19 protein-coding genes are annotated in these 16748 nt (G+C 69.5%); 10 read left to right on the plus strand and 9 right to left on the minus strand.

Annotated elements, in window-relative coordinates; all coding sequences use genetic code 11:
* Positions 1–159 precede the first annotated feature (159 nt).
* Entirely contained in the window at positions 160–336 is a 177-nt protein-coding gene (locus ACFVH5_RS02900; RefSeq protein ID WP_385831543.1) for a hypothetical protein, read from the minus strand.
* A 227-nt stretch (positions 337–563) separates the two neighbouring features.
* Here ACFVH5_RS02900 and ACFVH5_RS02905 point away from each other — a divergent pair, with 227 nt between their 5' ends.
* The gene (locus tag ACFVH5_RS02905) at positions 564–923 is read left to right on the plus strand and encodes a VOC family protein (protein ID WP_384800595.1); all 360 of its coding nucleotides are present in this window, start codon (positions 564–566) and stop codon (positions 921–923) included.
* 70 nt (positions 924–993) lie between these two features.
* Here ACFVH5_RS02905 and ACFVH5_RS02910 read toward each other — a convergent pair whose 3' ends face one another.
* On the minus strand, positions 994–1629 hold the full coding sequence (locus ACFVH5_RS02910; protein WP_385831545.1) for a TetR/AcrR family transcriptional regulator: 636 nt from the start codon (positions 1627–1629) through the stop codon (positions 994–996).
* Positions 1630–1782: 153 nt separating this feature from the next.
* Between ACFVH5_RS02910 and ACFVH5_RS02915 the strand changes: the two genes are divergently transcribed.
* The 4 genes from ACFVH5_RS02915 to ACFVH5_RS02930 are packed head-to-tail and all read left to right on the plus strand — an operon-like array spanning position 1783 to position 5862.
* A complete protein-coding gene (locus ACFVH5_RS02915) occupies positions 1783–2589 on the plus strand; it encodes a sugar phosphate isomerase/epimerase family protein (protein WP_385831546.1) in 807 nt (268 codons plus the stop codon).
* The gene (locus ACFVH5_RS02920) at positions 2589–3707 is read left to right on the plus strand and encodes a Gfo/Idh/MocA family protein (protein ID WP_385831548.1); all 1119 of its coding nucleotides are present in this window, start codon (positions 2589–2591) and stop codon (positions 3705–3707) included. Before ACFVH5_RS02915 ends, ACFVH5_RS02920 begins: the two co-directional genes overlap by 1 nt.
* Positions 3704–4852 (plus strand): Gfo/Idh/MocA family protein, encoded by a 1149-nt coding sequence (locus ACFVH5_RS02925; protein ID WP_385831550.1) that lies wholly within the window; start codon positions 3704–3706, stop codon positions 4850–4852. The genes ACFVH5_RS02920 and ACFVH5_RS02925 overlap by 4 nt, the downstream gene beginning before the upstream one ends.
* Complete coding sequence (locus tag ACFVH5_RS02930; RefSeq protein ID WP_385831552.1) at positions 4849–5862, plus strand: sugar phosphate isomerase/epimerase family protein; 1014 nt, start codon at positions 4849–4851, stop codon at positions 5860–5862. Before ACFVH5_RS02925 ends, ACFVH5_RS02930 begins: the two co-directional genes overlap by 4 nt.
* Before the next feature lie 120 nt (positions 5863–5982).
* On the opposite strand, the gene ACFVH5_RS02935 is transcribed toward ACFVH5_RS02930, so the two are convergent.
* Positions 5983–6402 carry a winged helix-turn-helix transcriptional regulator gene (locus tag ACFVH5_RS02935; RefSeq protein ID WP_385831553.1) on the minus strand — a complete coding sequence of 140 codons (420 nt, stop codon included), beginning with the start codon at positions 6400–6402 and terminating at the stop codon, positions 5983–5985.
* Positions 6403–6489: 87 nt separating this feature from the next.
* Here ACFVH5_RS02935 and ACFVH5_RS02940 point away from each other — a divergent pair, with 87 nt between their 5' ends.
* Entirely contained in the window at positions 6490–7317 is an 828-nt protein-coding gene (locus ACFVH5_RS02940) for an NAD(P)H-binding protein (protein ID WP_385831555.1), read from the plus strand.
* A 291-nt stretch (positions 7318–7608) separates the two neighbouring features.
* The gene (locus ACFVH5_RS02945; protein WP_385831557.1) at positions 7609–8184 is read left to right on the plus strand and encodes a helix-turn-helix domain-containing protein; all 576 of its coding nucleotides are present in this window, start codon (positions 7609–7611) and stop codon (positions 8182–8184) included.
* A gap of 376 nt (positions 8185–8560) precedes the next feature.
* Here the strand turns inward: ACFVH5_RS02945 and ACFVH5_RS02950 are convergent, their stop codons facing one another.
* The 5 genes from ACFVH5_RS02950 to ACFVH5_RS02970 form a co-directional block, all read right to left on the minus strand.
* Positions 8561–8773, minus strand: coding sequence for a hypothetical protein (locus tag ACFVH5_RS02950; RefSeq protein WP_385831558.1), 213 nt, complete (start codon positions 8771–8773; stop codon positions 8561–8563).
* Positions 8774–8940: 167 nt separating this feature from the next.
* On the minus strand, positions 8941–9186 hold the full coding sequence (locus ACFVH5_RS02955; protein ID WP_385831559.1) for a hypothetical protein: 246 nt from the start codon (positions 9184–9186) through the stop codon (positions 8941–8943).
* Positions 9187–9563: 377 nt separating this feature from the next.
* The gene (locus ACFVH5_RS02960; protein WP_385831561.1) at positions 9564–10943 is read right to left on the minus strand and encodes an MFS transporter; all 1380 of its coding nucleotides are present in this window, start codon (positions 10941–10943) and stop codon (positions 9564–9566) included.
* Between the two features lie 259 nt (positions 10944–11202).
* Positions 11203–11658: an RpiB/LacA/LacB family sugar-phosphate isomerase gene (locus tag ACFVH5_RS02965; protein WP_210892573.1), complete on the minus strand. Its 456-nt coding sequence runs from the start codon at positions 11656–11658 to the stop codon at positions 11203–11205.
* Positions 11659–11936: 278 nt separating this feature from the next.
* Complete coding sequence (locus tag ACFVH5_RS02970; RefSeq protein ID WP_385831563.1) at positions 11937–12932, minus strand: LacI family DNA-binding transcriptional regulator; 996 nt, start codon at positions 12930–12932, stop codon at positions 11937–11939.
* Between the two features lie 380 nt (positions 12933–13312).
* Between ACFVH5_RS02970 and ACFVH5_RS02975 the strand changes: the two genes are divergently transcribed.
* Together ACFVH5_RS02975 and ACFVH5_RS02980 are read left to right on the plus strand one after the other, a co-directional pair.
* Entirely contained in the window at positions 13313–13747 is a 435-nt protein-coding gene (locus ACFVH5_RS02975) for a VOC family protein (protein WP_385831564.1), read from the plus strand.
* 312 nt (positions 13748–14059) lie between these two features.
* Positions 14060–14293, plus strand: coding sequence for a hypothetical protein (locus tag ACFVH5_RS02980; RefSeq protein ID WP_385831566.1), 234 nt, complete (start codon positions 14060–14062; stop codon positions 14291–14293).
* A 142-nt stretch (positions 14294–14435) separates the two neighbouring features.
* On the opposite strand, the gene ACFVH5_RS02985 is transcribed toward ACFVH5_RS02980, so the two are convergent.
* Positions 14436–15434 (minus strand): SDR family NAD(P)-dependent oxidoreductase, encoded by a 999-nt coding sequence (locus ACFVH5_RS02985; protein ID WP_385831567.1) that lies wholly within the window; start codon positions 15432–15434, stop codon positions 14436–14438.
* Between the two features lie 84 nt (positions 15435–15518).
* Here ACFVH5_RS02985 and ACFVH5_RS02990 point away from each other — a divergent pair, with 84 nt between their 5' ends.
* Positions 15519–16442 carry an AraC family transcriptional regulator gene (locus ACFVH5_RS02990; RefSeq protein ID WP_385831569.1) on the plus strand — a complete coding sequence of 308 codons (924 nt, stop codon included), beginning with the start codon at positions 15519–15521 and terminating at the stop codon, positions 16440–16442.
* The last annotated feature ends 306 nt before the right edge of the window (positions 16443–16748 follow it).

The raw sequence follows: 16748 nt of genomic DNA on the forward strand, positions 1-16748 counted from the left end.
GTCTTTCCCCATGTTGCGTTTGCCGGGGAGTTGTGCCGGGCCGAGTACGCAGGGCCGGGGTATTGGGGCCCTTCCAACGTCACCGGCGCCGGACCACCGAGACCGGTGCCGGTTCAGCAGCTGCGCAGCGGAACGGGCACCGGTCCGTGTGATGCGTCGTCAGCCGACGGACCAGCAGGTGGCGTCGAAGTCCGCGACCTTGACGTCGTCGACCTTCACATGGCCGCCGGACACCCAACAGCCCTCGACGTCCGAGGTGTGGGCGGCGGCAGGGGCTGCGGCCATGAAGCCGACCGCGAGCACACCGGCTACAGCGAGTGAGATACGCCGAAGCATGCAAATCTCCTTCTGGTGGGGGACTTGGTACGACTGTTCATCAGCTGCCGCTCCACCGCACGTCGAGTCGCGCGGGCGGGTGGCGGGCACGACCCGGCGAGCCGGTGTTCGTGAGGCAGCCCGATCCGCAGCACTGACGTCGGCCCTGGTCACGGTGCGTCAGGTCTGGGGCGCTCGTTCGGATCATCCGGCTACCCGGATGTACGGGTGACGCTAGCCTCGGGCCCATGGGACTTGAATGGGAGCAGCTCGTCGTCGACGCCGCGGACCCGGTGGCCCTGGGTCGCTGGTGGTGCGAGGCACTCGGTTGGACCGTGGTGAACGACTCGCCCGAGGAGTACGAGATCAGGCCGCAGCCCGACCGGCTGCCCGGTCTGCTCTTCGGTGTCGCGCCGGAGGGAAAGACCGTCAAGAACCGCCTCCACCTGGACTTCCGGCCCGACGACCGGGACGCGGAGGTCGAGCGCCTCCTGGCTCTCGGCGCCCGCCACGCGGACGTCGGGCAGCGCGGGGACGAGCCGTGGGTGGTGCTTGCGGACCCTGAGGGCAATGAGTTCTGTGTGCTGGGGGAGCGGTCGGGGAGCTAGGCGGCTTCCCCCGGGTGGTCGGATCGTCAGAGCGGGTGTGTCCTCGACCGACGGGCGGTGGGGCGGCAGCTCAGACGGGCAGTTCGACCCTGATCACGTTGCGCAGCATGCTCCGGAGGTGCTCGGGCATGTCGATGGTGTCCGGGCTGAGGAGCCATTGGACCTGGAGGCCGTCGATCAGGGCGATGAGGTTCACCGCCAGTCCGGACGGGTCCACATGGGAGTGGAGCAGATCGCGGTCGGCGAGATCCTCGATGGCCTGGGTCATCTGGCTGCGTGCCCGCTCGTAGCGGGCGGTGAAGTACGGACGCGCCGGGTGGTCCGTGGTGGTCGCTTCGCTGGACAGGACCGCGAAGAGGCTTACGACGAGGGGGTTCGCCTGATTGTGGGCGACCAGGCGGATCATGCTGGCGAAATACTCCAGTCCGTCGGTGGGGTCGCCGTCCGTGCGGAAGAAGTGCTGGTCGTCCTGGAGTTCACGCTCTTCGAGGACGGCTTCGAGCAAGGACTCCTTCGTCGGGAAGTGGTGCAGGAGGCCGGCCCGGGAGACACCGCATGCCGCGGCGAGCTGGACCGTGCTCGCGTGGCGGTAGCCGACCTGCCCGAACGCGGTGAGCGCTGCCTCGATGATCTGCGCCCGCCGCCGCTCGCCCTTGGGGTAGTTGCGTGAGGTCGCCGGCCGCGTTGCCGCTTCAGCCTTAGTCATACGGGAATGCTAACCACCGTAGAAAACCAGCAGCACTGTAGGTATCGTCCCTCTCGTCACAGATACCGACATCGGTGTAGGTATTTATGCTGTGCCTCGCTCCTGTCCGGATGTATCCGTGGCCCGGCCGTCGAACCCGAGAGGAAACCGCACATGACCACGCCACAGCTGTCACTCCAGCTCTACTCCGTCCGCCATGCCCTGGAAGCCGACCAGGACGCCGCCCTTGCCAGAATCGCCGGGCTCGGGCTGAGCCAGGTGGAGGTGTTCGGCTTCGTACGCCGCGCCGAGGAACTGTCCGGGGCGCTGGACCGCCACGGGCTGACGGCCCGCACCGGGCACGCCGAGCTACTGTCCACGCAGCGCCCCGACGGCGCCGATGTCCCGTCGCTCGACGACACCTTCGCCGCCGCCGAACGGCTCGGCCTCGAACTGGTCATCGACCCGTTCGTACCCCCGGCCCGGTGGATCGACGCGAAGGAGATCGCCCGCACAGCCGCCCTCCTGAACGAGGCTGCGGACCGCGCGGCGGAGCACGGGCTGCGCGTGGGCTACCACAACCACTCCCAGGAGTTCGTCCACACCGTCGACGGCTCCAGCGCCTTCGAGTACTTCGTGAGTCTCCTCGACCCCGGCGTGGACCTGGAGATAGACCTGTACTGGGCCTCCGCGGGCGGCAAGGACGTGGTCGGACTGCTGCAACGCCTGGGCGCACGGGTGAAGGCCCTGCATGTGAAGGACGGCGCGATCATCGACGACCCGTTCTTTTCCGGGGTGCCGTTGGATCCCGCCGACACCCGGCAGGTCGCCCCCGGCCAGGGACAGGTGCCGCTCGACGAGGCGCTGGCCGCCGCCGCGCACGCCGAGTTCGCCATCATCGAATTCGACCACTACGACGGTGACATCTTCGAGGGCATCGAGGCCGCCGTCCGCTACCTGGCCGCGAGGGGGATCGCCTGATGACGACACGTACTCCGGTCGGTGTCGGTCTCATCGGCGCCGGCAACATCAGCGACCAGTACCTGACCAACCTCACGGCGTTTCCCGATGTACGTGTGCTGGCCGTCGGCGACCTCGACACCGCGCGGGCCCGGGGCCAGGCGCAGAAGTACGGGGTGGAGCAGTGGGGAGGGCCGGAACTCGTCCTGGCGCATCCCGACGTCGACATCGTCGTCAACCTGACCATCCCGGCCGTCCACGCCGAGGTCAGTTCGGCGATCATCGCCGCCGGCAAGCACGTCTGGTCCGAGAAGCCCATCGCGATCGACCGGCCCAGCGCCCGGGCCCTCCTCGACGCGGCCTCCGCCGCCGGTCTTCGCGTGGGCATCGCACCCGACACCGTCCTCGGCCCCGGTCTGCAGACCGCCCGCAGGGCCATCGCCCGCGGCGACATAGGCACACCACTGTCCGCGTACACCGTCATGCAGTACGCGGGCCCGGACCTGTGGCACCCGGACCCCGAGTTCCTCTTCGCCAAGGGCGCGGGCCCCCTCTTCGACATGGGCCCCTACTACCTCACGGCCCTTGTCAGCCTGTTCGGCTCCATCAGCCGGGTCTCCGCCGTCGGCTCGACCGGCCGTCCCACCCGTACCATCCGCGCAGGCGCCAGAGCCGGCACGGAGTTCCCCGTCAGCGTCCCCACCCACATCGCGGCCATCGCCCAGTTCGACTCCGGCGCGGTCAGCCAGAGCACGTTCAGCTTCGACTCGCCCCTCACCCGCACCGGCGTCGTCGAGATCACCGGAACCGAGGGCACCCTCGTCGTGCCCGATCCCAACACGTTCGCCGGCGACGTGAGGATCACCCGGGTCTCCCAGCCGGGCAGCGAGCCGGTGTGGGAGACCGTCCCGCCCGTCGGAGTCGTATCGGGCCGCGGCCTCGGCGTACTGGACATGGCACGCGCCGTCCGCGCCGGGCAGCCGCACATCGCCACAGGAGAGCTCGGCTACCACGTGCTCGACGCCCTCATGGCCATCGACGAAGCCGCCGCCTCCGGCGAGACCGCCCATGTCACCAGCAGGGTCGACGACCTCCCGCTCGTACCCGAGGACCGAGACCCCTACGGAGCCACGCTGTGACCCCACCCATCCGTGCCGGATTCATCGGCGGCGGCTTCATGGCCACGGTCCACACCCGAGCCAGCCGGGCCGCACGCGGCCGTCCCACCGCCCTGGCCAGCTCCACCCCCGAGCGGGCCAAGCAGGCCGCACACGACCTCGACGTCGAACGACACGAGCCGGACGCCCACGCCCTGGCGTCCGCACGCGACCTGGACGTCGTCCACGTCTGCAGTCCCAACCACCTGCACGCCGAACACGCCCTGGCCGCGCTCGCCGCGGGCACCCATGTCATCTGCGAGAAGCCCCTGGCCACCACGGCCGCGCAGGCGGCGCGCCTCGTGCACGCGGCACACGCGGCCGACCGTGTCGCCGCCGTGCCCTTCGTGTACCGCTACCACCCGATGGCACGCCAGGCCCGGGCCCTGGTGGCCGACGGCGAACTGGGGACCGTCCTCACCCTCGACGCCTCCTACCTCCAGGACTGGATGCTGGAGGCGAGCGACGACAACTGGCGGGCGCGGGCGGAAGCGGGAGGGCCCTCCCGGGCCTTCGCCGACATCGGCTCCCACCTGTGCGACCTGATCGAGTTCGTCACCGGACAGCGCATCCACCGCCTCACCGCCCGCACCCGGACCGTCTTCACGAGCCGGGGCGATCATCCGGTGACCAACGAGGACATCGCCGCGCTGATCGTGGAACTCGGCGACGGCGCACTGGGCACCCTGCTCATCAGCCAGCTCGCGCCCGGCCGCAAGAACAGCCTCACGCTGGAACTGCACGGCACCCGGCAGAGCGTGCGCTTCGAGCAGGAGCGCCCCGAAGAACTGTGGATCGGCAGGCCGAACGGATCACAGATCGTGCTGCGCGATCCGCAGACCGCCGCCCCCGACTCCGCCCGCATGTCCCTGCTGCCGGCCGGCCACCCCCTGGGCTACCAGGACGCGTTCACCGCATTCGTCACCGACGTCTACAGCGCCGTCCGCGGTCACGTACCCGCGGGGATGCCCACGTTCGCCGACGGACTGCGCGCGGCCCGCCTGACCGAAGCGGTCCTGGCATCGGCCCGGGACAACGGGGCCTGGATCGACACCGCACCCGACACCATCGACACCGAGCCCGACAACGCGCCCGACAACGCGCCCGACAACAAGGAAGAAGCATGACCGCGCCCACGCACCCCGTCACCCTGTTCACCGGCCAGTGGGCCGACCTTCCCTTCGAGGAGGTCGCCGAACTGGCCGCCTCCTGGGGTTACGACGGCCTGGAGATCGCCGCGTCCGGGGACCACCTGGACCTGCGGCGCGCCGACGAGGACGACGCGTACCTGGCCTCGCGCCTGGAGACCCTCGACCGTCACGGCCTGAAGGCGTACGCGATCTCCAACCATCTGGCGGGGCAGGCGGTGTGCGACGCCCCCATCGACTTCCGGCACCAGGCGATCCTGCGCCCGTACGTCTGGGGCGACGGCGACGCCGAAGGAGTGCGCCAACGCGCTGCCGAGGACATGAAGCGCTCCGCCCGCGTGGCCCGCAAGATGGGCATCGACACCGTGGTCGGCTTCACCGGCTCGTCGATCTGGCCGTACGTCGCCATGTTCCCGCCGGTCCCCGCCTCCGTCATCGACGCCGGTTACGAGGATTTCGCGGCCCGCTGGAACCCCGTCCTCGACGTTTTCGACACTGAGGGCGTCCGGTTCGCGCACGAGGTCCACCCCGGTGAGATCGCCTACGACTACTGGACCAGCGTGCGCACCCTCGAAGCCATCGGGCACCGCCCGGCGTTCGGCTTCAACTGGGACCCCAGCCACATGATGTGGCAGAACATCGACCCCGTCGGATTCATCACCGACTTCAAGGACCGCATCTACCACGTCGACTGCAAGGACACCCGGCTGCGCCCGCGCAACGGCCGGGCCGGTGTGCTCGGGTCGCACCAGCCGTGGGGCGACCCGCGCCGCGGCTGGGACTTCGTGTCCACCGGGCACGGAGACGTCCCGTGGGAAGACGCGTTCCGGGCGCTGGAGGCCATCGGCTACGACGGTCCCATCTCCATCGAGTGGGAGGACGCGGGCATGGACCGACTGCACGGAGCCGCCGAAGCCGTCGGTTTCGTACGCTCCCTGCTGTGGCCGAAGCCACACGCGTCGTTCGACGCCGCCTTCAGTAACCAGTAGGCGTCGCGTGTCAGTACCCCTGGGGCTGACGCGGCGCAGCCGAGCGCTCAAGTTCTCGTGCACTGCGCGCTGAAAACTGCGTCCCGCTGACCCGGCGCGTCCCGACGTCGGCGCCCCGCGTCAGCGGATGTCGTGGTCGGGGTGGGTCCGGTCGTACGACTGTCGTGCTTCGGCGATATCGGCACGGTGGGCGAGGGACCAGTCGGCGAGCGCCCTGACCAGGTGTGTCAGGTCGGCTCCGGTCCCGGTCAGGCGGTAGTCGACCTGGGCCGGGACCGTCGGATAGACGGTGCGCAGCACGAGGCCGTCCCGTTCGAGCCTGCGGACGGTGAGGGTGAGCATGCGCTGGGAGATGCCCTCGACGGCGCGCTGCAGTTCCCGGAAGCGGCGGGGCCCGCCCGCGAGTTCGACGATCACGAGCACCGACCACTTGTCGCCGATGCGGTCCAGCACGTCGCGTATGCCGCAGTCGGGGTGTTCTTCGAGACCGCAGGGGTCGAGAGCGGCGGGGGTGGTTACCCCGGTGTGCGTGAGTGACATCGAACTGCCTTCTTGTGGCCGGTGGGCGTGCGATCAAGGATCAAGCGTAGTGACCGACGAGAGCCACGACGGAAGAGTGTGATGGGCATGATCTTGGTGACGGGAGCCGGCGGGAACCTCGGCTCGGCCACCCTGGCGGCGTTGCGTGCCGACGGCGTCGAGGCGACGGGCGGCAGCCGCACGCCGGGGCCGGGGTCGGGGGAGAGGCACCTCGACTTCGACGACCGTGCGAGCCTCGACCTTGCCGGGGTGTCGACCTTGGTGCTGATCTCCGCCGGGTACTCGGAGGACGATCAGGTCGTCGGGCGGCACGCGGCGGTCCTGGACGCCGCCGTGCGCGACGGTGTCGACCACGTCGTCTACACGAGCCTGACCACGGCCGGCGACCATCTCGGGTTCGCACTGGCACACCGGGCCACCGAGCGCCTGCTCCGGGCGAGCGGACTCCACTGGACGATCCTGCGCAACGGTCTGTACGCCGAACTCTTCGGCAGCCTGCTGACATGGGTCGGCGAGGGGGTGGAGTCCGCCTTCGGGGACGGCGCCCTGGCAGCGGTCGCGCGGGATGATCTCGCCGACGCCGCGGCCACCGTCGCGGCGAACCCGGCCCGACACCGCGGCCGGGTGTACGAGCTGGTCGGCACACCGGTCACGGCAGGCCAACTGGCTGACAGGCTGGGGGTTCCGCACCGCACCATCGGCCTGGGGGAGTACCGGCGCAGGCTCCTGGACGAGACCCCGGGGCTGCTGCCGTTCCAGCCGCCCATGCTCGCGTCGATCGCCTCGGCCGTCCGGCACGGCTTCCTGGACGGCACCGCTCCCGACCTCACCGACCTCCTCGGCCGCCCGGTCCGCGACCCACTGGCAGCGGCCGTCAAGGCTGCGGCAGCCGCACGGCCGGAAGCGAGCGTCTAGCGGCGCTCCCGTGTCCGAACCCCCTTTCCGGGCGACTGCAGTCACCGATGCGCGTGGTTGGCACGACCTGGCTGGGTTCGACCGGGCGCTGGGGGCGGCACGGTCGGCATGCGCCCGACCGCCGCCAGACGTATGCGGGACGACCCGGCATCCCAATGACCGCCTGCCGCCAGCGCAACGGCGAGGTCCGGGTCGTCCGGCTGAGGTGCAAGGAGACCTCCGCCTTGCGCCGAACGGGTGTATTCGAGTATCCGGTCATCACATGACATGACACTCGGTTGTCGTACGGTCATGACGATCAGCATGCTTGCCGCACAGCACCCGATGCCGTCCCACCCGCGTCGCCGGGACGGGAAGACACCTCTGCCCGCTCCCGAGGAGCGTGCCCGGTTGCGCCGGGCGTGGCAGCTCACCGACGCGCAGGTCGCCGCGGCCTTCGGAGTGACCGCGGCGACGGTGCGGTCCTGGGAGACCGGCCGTACCGCCCCGACCGGCCTGCGGCGGGCCGCCTACGCGGCCTTCCTCAGCGGGCTGGCCCAGGGTCTGGCTCCCGCCGCCGCGAGTGTTCCGGCGCCACCACCGGCACGGCGGGCGCTCAGCCCCGAGGTTCGGCAGCGCGTCGAGAGGCCGGTCCGCTCCTTGCCGGTATGCCCCACGGCCGTGGTCCCGCACGCGGTTCCGCGGGTGCAGACGGCACCCGCCGTCGAGCCTGGACGGGGCCCGGCACGGGTTGGCCTCACCGTGGGAGACAGACCCGACCCGGTGGCGCCGACGCGTCGACGCAGACTCCGGGTCATGACCGCCGCGACGGGCCTCTGGGCGATCTTCGTGCACCTCATGATCACCTCTCCGCCCCCGCACCTGTAGGGCTGGCCGACCGGGCGGCCCGCGACGGCCAGCGGTGGTTCGCGGGGGTTGCCTTCCGCCAGTGAGGCGGCGTCGGTACGGGACCGGCGCCGCCCAGTATCGGGCGGGGGCGCACGCCGATCTCGGCCCGCCCTCCGAGTCGCCGGGTGCTGCCTTCCGCGCCGCGAGGCCCTCTGAGTACCCAATACGCCGTTTCGCATGGCCGGGCTTTCGGCGATGGGCGGTACGACGACAGGACGCGGCGAGGCGGTGATGGTCCGACCGCGGCCACCGGTTCCTCATCGGCTTGAGCATGCCGGGGGCCGCCTGGCCACGTCCCGCACCTGGAGGTCGGAGGGCCGTAAGGAGTGGGGCCGAGCAACGACCTCTCGCCGGATCAGCGGGTTCCGGCGCGGTGGCCGGGACGCGCCAGGCCCACGACGGCCACGGCCACGAGCGCCAAGGCGGCGAGGCCGGAAATCAGGGGCAGCACGGCCACTTCGTCCCTCAGCTGACTCACAGTGCTGACCAGCAGAAGGACACCGGCCAGCAGGTACAAAGCGCTCAGGGGCCGGCTCGTAGGGATGATTCGCCACGTGCGCTCACTCATGTCTGCCTCCAACTGGACTCTTCTGCAACACAGTTCACGTGCCCGAAGATCGAGAGGCCATTCCCCGCCGCATCGGTGCCCGCATCCTTCGCGTACGGACCGTGCGGGAGGCGCCACTGACGTTGCCTCGGAGGCAAGGCATTGGACACCATCTCCTCCGTGGTCGCCTACGCCTCCAGCTCCTGCAGGCAGAACAGCTTGGGCTGATCGAAGGGCGGGGTCACGCCTTTTCGTGTCCGGGGGCGCGCAGCGGGTGCCTCGTCCTCGAACAGCGACGGTGTGCCGTACTCGTCGGGTACGGCTGGGACGATGGCCGCGGCCGGCCCGTCGGGCACGACTGGACGTAGTGGCGCGTCCTGGTCGAAGTCGTCCGGAGTCATGCGCGTCCAGTCACGTCCACGCTGCTCGCCCACTCGTCGTCTCCCGCCGCCGCTGCCATCTGTGCCGTGTCTACTTCTCACCTCCCCAAAATCCATGACCAGGGATCACAGTCTGCGCCTGAGAGGTTTTTTTAAGCCCGACCGACGTTGCTGTTCGCACGGTCTATGTGATGTGCCGGGTGTGTAGTCGTTAACTTCGGCTTCCAGCACGGCGGCGAGCATCCGCCGCTCACGCTCACGGACGCTGTCGGCTCTCTCCCGCGTTGTCGGCTGCTCGCGAGCCCAATGTCGTTCCGCGCCCAAGCGCGCAGGTTGTACGCGAGGGATCCAAGCCGAGGCGGGCCGAATGCGGGGTTCCTCCGCGGCAAGCGATCGCGGCGGTATGCCGATGTGCGGGGAGGGAACGGAGTTCACCGGGACGGGGACGGCAGGACTTCGCCCGTCGGTGTTCCTGAAGCGGTCTGGGTGCGGTGCTCCTCTGTGACGAGGGCGAGGACGCGCTCCCGCTCTTGGCGGCCCCAGGTCTCCTTGGTGACGAGGATGCCGACGAGGCCGATCACGGCCGCGCCGAGGTAGAGCAGCGCGGCGCCGGGCCAGCCGAAGACTCCCACCAGAGCGGCGGCGAGCAAGGGCGCGAAGCCGCCGATGGCCGCGGCGAGCTGGTAGCCGAGCGAGGCTCCCGACGTACGGGTCGCGGTGCGGAACTGCTCGGTGAGCAGGGAGCCCTGGGTTCCGGTGAGGCATGCGTGGATGAGGCCGATGCCGATGATGAACACGGTGACGACCAGGGCGGGTTGGGCGGTGTTGGTGAGCAGGTACATCGGGAAGGCGAAGAGGATCGCCGCCGTACAGCCCGCGATGTAGAGGGGGCGGCGTCCGATGCGGTCGGTGAGCGCGCCGGCGAGGAAGGTGACCGCGATGGCGAGGATGCTGGCGGCGGTGATCGCGCCGAGAGCGACGGACCTCAGGTCGGGGTGGCGGTCGGTGATGTAGCTGAGCAGATAGGTCGCGGTCGAGTAGTAGGCGAAGGACTCGACGACGCGCAGGGCGATGACCCGCAGGATGCCGCGCCAGTCCTCGGAGAGCGTGGCGAGGAACGGGTTCTTCTCGGTGCTGCCGGTGGCTTGGGCTTCCTGGAATTCGGGGGATTCGGTGAGCCGGGAGCGCACGATCAGCGCGACGATCACCATGACGGCACTGAGCAGGAAGGGGGTCCGCCACTGCCAGCTCCCGTCGAGGGTGGAGCTCCACGCGAACACACCGCTGGCCAGGGCGATGCCCAGAGGGTTGCCGGCCTGGGGGATCGCGGCGAACATACCGCGGCGGTGCCACGGTGCGTGCTCGTAGGCCATGGTGATCGCCCCGCCCCACTCGGCGCCGAACGCGAGGCCCTGGATCATGCGGAGGGCCACGAGCAGGATCGGCGCGAGCACACCCACCTGGCCGTAGGTCGGCAGTACACCTATGAGGAAGGTGGCGGCGCCCATGACCGTCATGGCCGCGACGAGGACGGGTTTGCGGCCGTGCTTGTCGGCGAAGTAGCCGCCGACGGCGCCCCCGAGCGGGCGCATGACGAAGCCGACCGCGAGGGTGGCGAAGGAAAGCAGGGTGCCGACGAGCCGATCGCTCTCGGGGAAGAAGACCGCTCCGAAGTAGAGCGCGGAGGCGGTGCCGTACGCGATGAAGTCGTAGTTCTCGACACTCGTGCCGAAAGCGGCGGCGACCGCGGTCTTGACACGGTCCTTGGAGCCGAGCACGCTCCGCTGTCGGGTGGGGGCGCTGGTGGACATGGGAGTTCTCCTTGAGGGGGCACCGGATCGGTTCCGGCGTCTGCGCGTGAGGAGGATCGGGGCGCGTGAGGGGGATTCAGGGCGCGCGAGGGGGCGGCGGCCTCCTGCGGCCGGGTGTTCGGGGCATGCCGAAGAGGCGCCTGGCGTACGTGGTCGCCCGCGGGCAGGGTGTTCTGGCTTCGTGACAGGGAAGGGGCGAGGGGAAGGGGAGAGCTGGCCCGTTCAGCAGGGGGAGGGCCTGGGCTGGTTGGGCGGCTCGTCAGGGGGCCGGGGTCAGGGCGTCGAGCGCGTTCAGTTTGGCGACCCGGCGGCGGGTTTCCTCGTCGTCGTCGAAGACGGCACCGAGGAACTCGCGGACGATGTCGGGCACGAGCGCGTGGGGGACCAGCCAGGCCCCCATGGCGATGGCGTTGGCGTCGTCGTGTTCGACGGCCTGGTGGGCGGAGTAGGGCTCGTGGGCGAGACCGCAGCGGACGCCGGGCAGCTTGTTGGCGGCCATGACGGCGCCCTGGCCGGTGCCGCAGACGAGCACAGCACGATCGGCGGAACCGGAGAGCACCACCTCGCAGGTGGTGCGGGTGATGTCCGGGAAATCGACCGGGTCACCGCTGTGGGTGCCGCAGTCGATCACTTCATGCCCGAGGGCCTCGATGGCCTGGCGGACGGTGTCCTTGAGCGCGTATCCGGCGTGGTCCGCGCCGAGGGCGACCTTCATGGGTTGTTCCTTTCAGGGCGGGCGCACTGCGGCTCCGCCGGGTGGCGGACGTACGGTGCAGTGCTCGGCCGGGCGGGAGAGAAGTGGGTGCCGCATGTGGCTTGTTGCAGGCGGCCAAAGGCGTTGGTCGTACGGTGGCGTCGCGCGGTCGCCTAAGCGAGGGCGACGGTTCTTACGGGGACTGTGCGCTGTGCGTCCGGCACCAGCACGTCGCACGGTTGCAGGCCTGGGGGAGCCGACAGAGGTGCTGCCGGTGGCGTCGGCGCTGATCCGGCTGCTCATCGGATGGCCGGCAGGGCGCGGTCGGCGAAGGTGGTGGGGACGCGTTGACCGGGGGCAGGGCGGCCGGCGATGAGGTCGACGAGCCCTCGTACACCGAGTCGGCCGATCGATGACGCGTCGTTGCGGACCGCGCTGATGGGGGGCGAGGCGAACTCGAACCAGTCGAGGTCGTCGAAGGAGACGATCTCGATGCGGGCGGCCTGCTCCGCACCGAGCCGCTCGCGCAGCGCGCGCAGGACTCCCAACGTGGTCAGACCGTTCGCGCCGAACACGGCCGTGAACGGAACGTCGTGGTCGAGGATGCGGGACATGGCCTCGGCCGCCCCGCCCGCCAGGAAGTCACCGGCGTCCAGCAGTCGTTCATCGGTGCTGATGCCGTGTGCCTGACGTCCGGCGAGGTAGGCGGCGCGGCGCTCGGCGCCGGTGGAGATCGTGTCCGGGCCGCCGACGAAGGCGACGTCGCGGTGGCCCCGGCTCCGCAGCCAGGCGAGCACCTGCTCTACGCCCTGCGCGTTGTCCGTGCCGTACAGAGGTGCGTCGACGCCCTCGATCCTGCGGTTGAGGAACACGAGAGGCAGTCCGGACGCGAGCGTGGCCGCGAGCTGCGGTGAGACGGTGCTCTGCGGCGAGAACAGCAGGCCGTCGATGCGTTGGCCGGCGAAGGTCTGAAGGTAGGCGTCGGCCTGTTCGGCGTCTTCGTTCGCATTGGCCAGCAGAACGGTGTAGCCGTGGTGGCGGGCCTCCTGCTCGGCGGCGTGAGCCAGCTCGGAGAAGAACGGGTTGCGGATGTCTGAGACGAGCAGCCCCAGTACGTCGGTTCGGGCTCGCCGCAGGGAACGGGCCGGGCCGTTGGCGATGTATCCCAGCTCGGCCGCGGCGGCGAGCACGCGGGACCGGGAGTCGGCCGAGGTCTGGCTGCTGCCGCTGAGCACCCGGGACGCGGTACCGAGCGCGACTCCCGCCCGTGCAGCGACATCCTTGATCGTGGCCACTCGCCCCACCTCCTTGTGGAAACGTTTCCATGAACTCGATGGTTTTAAGATCGCACACCGATCCCGGGATGAGCAAGGTCCCCGGGGGAAATGGCGGGGCCGCACGGCTGGGGCTTTGGCGTCGGGGTGACGTCATGGCGGAGTCAGGGGGAGGCCGGATTCGTCGATGCAGCCGGTGATAGGCCAGACGCGTCGATGCAGCCGTTGACTGGATCGGGTCGGTGCTGCAGGTCTCCGTCGGACACGGTCGCGTCGTTCTCGTCGGCTGCCCGGTTTGATCACGCGGGTGTCCAGGGCCGTCCCGGGCGTGTCGGGTGGCGGACGGACTTGCCTGAGGAAATGAGGGGCAGGGTCCCCCTTGCACGCGGTACGGTGCGCCGATGTCAGCGATCAAGAAATTCCAAGTCACCTTTGACTGCGCAGAACCTGAGCGGCTTGCTCGCTTCTGGTGCGAGGTGTTGGGGTACGTCACACCGCCACCACCGGAGGGATTCACCACCTGGGAGGATGCGAACCGGGCCCTGCCTGCTGAGAAGCGGGATTCATGGTTCGCTTGCAGTGACCCTTCAGGTGTGGGCCCGCGTCTGTACTTTCAGCGCATCCCCGAAGGCAAGGTCGTCAAGAACCGGGTGCATCTCGATGTCAGGGTCGGCACCGGGCTCGTGGGGGACGAGCGCCTGGCCACGCTCGAAGCCGAGTGCGCACGACTGGTCGCGCTTGGCGCGACTCACGTGCAGACGCTGTATGCCGATGAGGAAAACGAGTCATGCATCCCCATGCTGGACATCGAGGGCAACGAATTCTGTATCGACTGAGCATTGCTTGAGTCGGTGAGGGGGGCCTCATCTGGGCTTCTCCGGTGCCAGGTATGGGGCGGGAGTTGCCCTGTGAGAGTGAGGTGGTGCAGCCGGGGATGCCAGGCATGGCCTGACGGGGTTGATGCGCAAGCGGCGGTCCGAGGTGGCCGATGGGGCGGTTGACGGTCGGCCTGGACATCTCGAACAGTGGGGCGAGCTCCCAACTGCCGCTGTCAGAGCCCCGGCATGGACTGCCGAGAGTGGGCCTGGAGAGGATCGGTCCTCAGCGCCCCCACTGACATTCACGTCCTCCAGCCGCGGAACACGCAGTTGGAGCAGCACAACACGGACCTGACCGCCGAGTTGTCCGAACGCGAAGAGGACATGGTCGGCGCCCGAGCCGCCGACCAGCAGCTCATGCTGCGGATCTCATCGTCTGGGGCAAGCGGCATGGCGACAACTTATCGTTCGGTCACACCCGTTGACCCCACGCATTCGGGCGGCGATCTTGATGGCCTGAACGGGGAGGGTACCTTCATCAGACTCAAGTCATCACTGGCCTGACCCTGTTGCTCAACGCGAAGACCGGCACGGTCTTCTGAGGGGCACGAGTGGCCCGCTCTCGGGCAACCGTATCGAGCCCCTGAACGCCGCATCACCGCGCGCCTTCGCGAACCTGGACCTCCGCCACAACGGCAGACGGCGGTCATGCCGTGTGGAGAGCGCCTGTGCTGTACTCCCAGAGCCGGTCCGCTGCCTCCGGGGCGAGTGCGTGGGCGGCCACGCCACCGGGCTGCTCCTCCCTGTCCTGGACGGTCCTGGCCTCCTGGTTGTCCTCGAAGTAGCGGCCGGTGACTCCCTTCACGAGGGGAGAGGCGGCCAGCAGGACGGAGGTGGCGGCCCCCTGCTCGGGAGTCTTGTAGTACGGCAGCGGCTTCACATTGCCCTGGTCGTCCATCACGCCGAACGCGCGCATGGTTTCGTCGTCGACGTGCCGCTGCAGACGGGTGAGGATGTAGCCGGGGTTGAGCGCGTTCGCTGTGATGCCGTCGGCCGCCCAGCGGCGGGCACCTACCGTGAACAGGATGTCGGCGGACTTGGACTGCCCGTAAGCCGCCCAGGGGTCGTACGGCCGCCGCGCGAAGTGGGGATCTTCGAAATCGAAGGGCGCTCCCAGGTGGGCGCCGGAGCTGACGACCACGATGCGTGCGGAGCCGGAGTTCCGCAGGGCCGCGTGCAGGCCCGTGGCCAGAGCGAAGTGGCCGAGGTAGTTGGTGGCGAGTTGCATCTCCCAGCCGCCCGGGGTGAGGGTCCGCGTGGGAAGAGCCATGATTCCGGCGTTCGCGACGAGGATGTCGAGAGGCCCGGACCATGTGCGTGTGAAGGCGTCGACCGAGGCCACATCGGACAGATCGAGAGCCTCGGCGCGCACCCGGCCTGCTCCGGCGACGGTGGTCAGCTCCTGGATGAGCGGTTCGGCGGACTGCGGGCGGCGCGTCGCAATGGTGACCTCCGCGCCTGCGGTGGCCAGGGCTCGTACGGTTTCGGCGCCGAGACCGGAGGCGCCGCCGGTGACCACGGCACGCCGGCCGGTGAGATCGACGCCGTCGATGACCTCCTGCGCGCGGGCGTGTGAGGCGAAGGGAGTCGTCAGGAGGGCGGAGTGGTTTCGCGGGTGCCTGTCGGTCCGGGAGTTCGTTGTCATACGTCCACGCTACGATCGGTCCGCTGGATGCTCTATGGCTGAGAGTCCTTCCTTCTTTAGCGATCGTCCAGACCGGAGGTGGGTGTGGATCCTCTTGAGGATGTGCTGACCCTGTTGCAGACGCGCAGTCATCTCTCGGCGAGCATGGCCGCTGGAGGACGCTGGGCCGTACGGTTCGACGCGCCGCGCGTGGTGAAGTTCAACGCCGTTCGGCGCGGGTCGTGTCAGCTGGAGGTCGACGGGATCGACGAGCCGATCGACCTGGCCGAGGGTGACTGCTACCTCCTGACACGTCCCCGCTCCTTCACGCTCCGCAGCGATCCTGAGGTTGAGCCTGTCGACGGCGGCGCCGTGTTCGCACAGGCCGAGCGCGGTGTCGCCAGAGTGGGAAAGGGTGACGACGTGTTCCTCATCGGCGGCGGTTTCTCCTTCGGGACCCGCGCCCAGGAACTGCTGCTCGACAGACTGCCTCCGATCGTCCATGTGCCGGCCGGCACCCCGCACGCGGAGGCGGTGCGGTGGGCGCTGACCGCCATCGAGCAGGAGCTGACACTTCGGCCGATGGCCTCCACGCTGATGGCGGAGCATCTGGCCGTCGTCATGTTCGTTCATGTGCTGCGTCTCCACCTCGAACGTGCGCTGCGTGCGCCACGTGCGGCGTCGGGGTGGTTGGCCGGTCTCGCGGATCCCGTGGTCGCCACAGCGCTGACCTCCCTGCACCGCGAGCCGGCGCGTTCGTGGACCGTGGCCGAACTGGCCGACGCCGCTGCGGTGTCCCGCTCCACCCTGGCCGCCCGCTTCAAATCCACAGTCGGTCAAGGGCCGTTGGAATACCTCACGCGGTGGCGGATCGAACTGGCAGCCCAACAGCTCCGGGAAGGCAGTGCAACGCTCGCCTCCATCGCCCACTCCGTGGGATACGGATCCGAGAGCGCCCTCAGTGTCGCCTTCAAGAGGGTCCTGGGAATGCCTCCCGGCGACTACCGCAAGCACCCTTTGATGCCTTGATGCCTTGATGCCTTGATGCCTTGATGCCTTGATGCCGTAGAGGTGACCGCACATGTGTTGGCCCGGCCGGCCCGTCCCAGTGACGTGGGCGCAGTCTTTCAGCGTGTGCGCCATGCGTTGGATGAGGTGGTCGGTCGAGACGGCGTAGATCATCGTCTTGGAGCCGACGAACGGGCGTCGGGGGGGGGGGGGGGGCCCCCCCCCCCCCCCCGGGGGGGTTGGAGAGGGGGGGGGGGCACAGGGATTGGAGGGGGGCCGGGAGGTTTGGTTTGGTGGGGGCCCGGGGGGGGAAAACCCGCGCCCCCA

It is taken from the genome of Streptomyces sp. NPDC127119 (assembly GCF_042677425.1).
GTDB lineage: Bacteria > Actinomycetota > Actinomycetes > Streptomycetales > Streptomycetaceae > Streptomyces.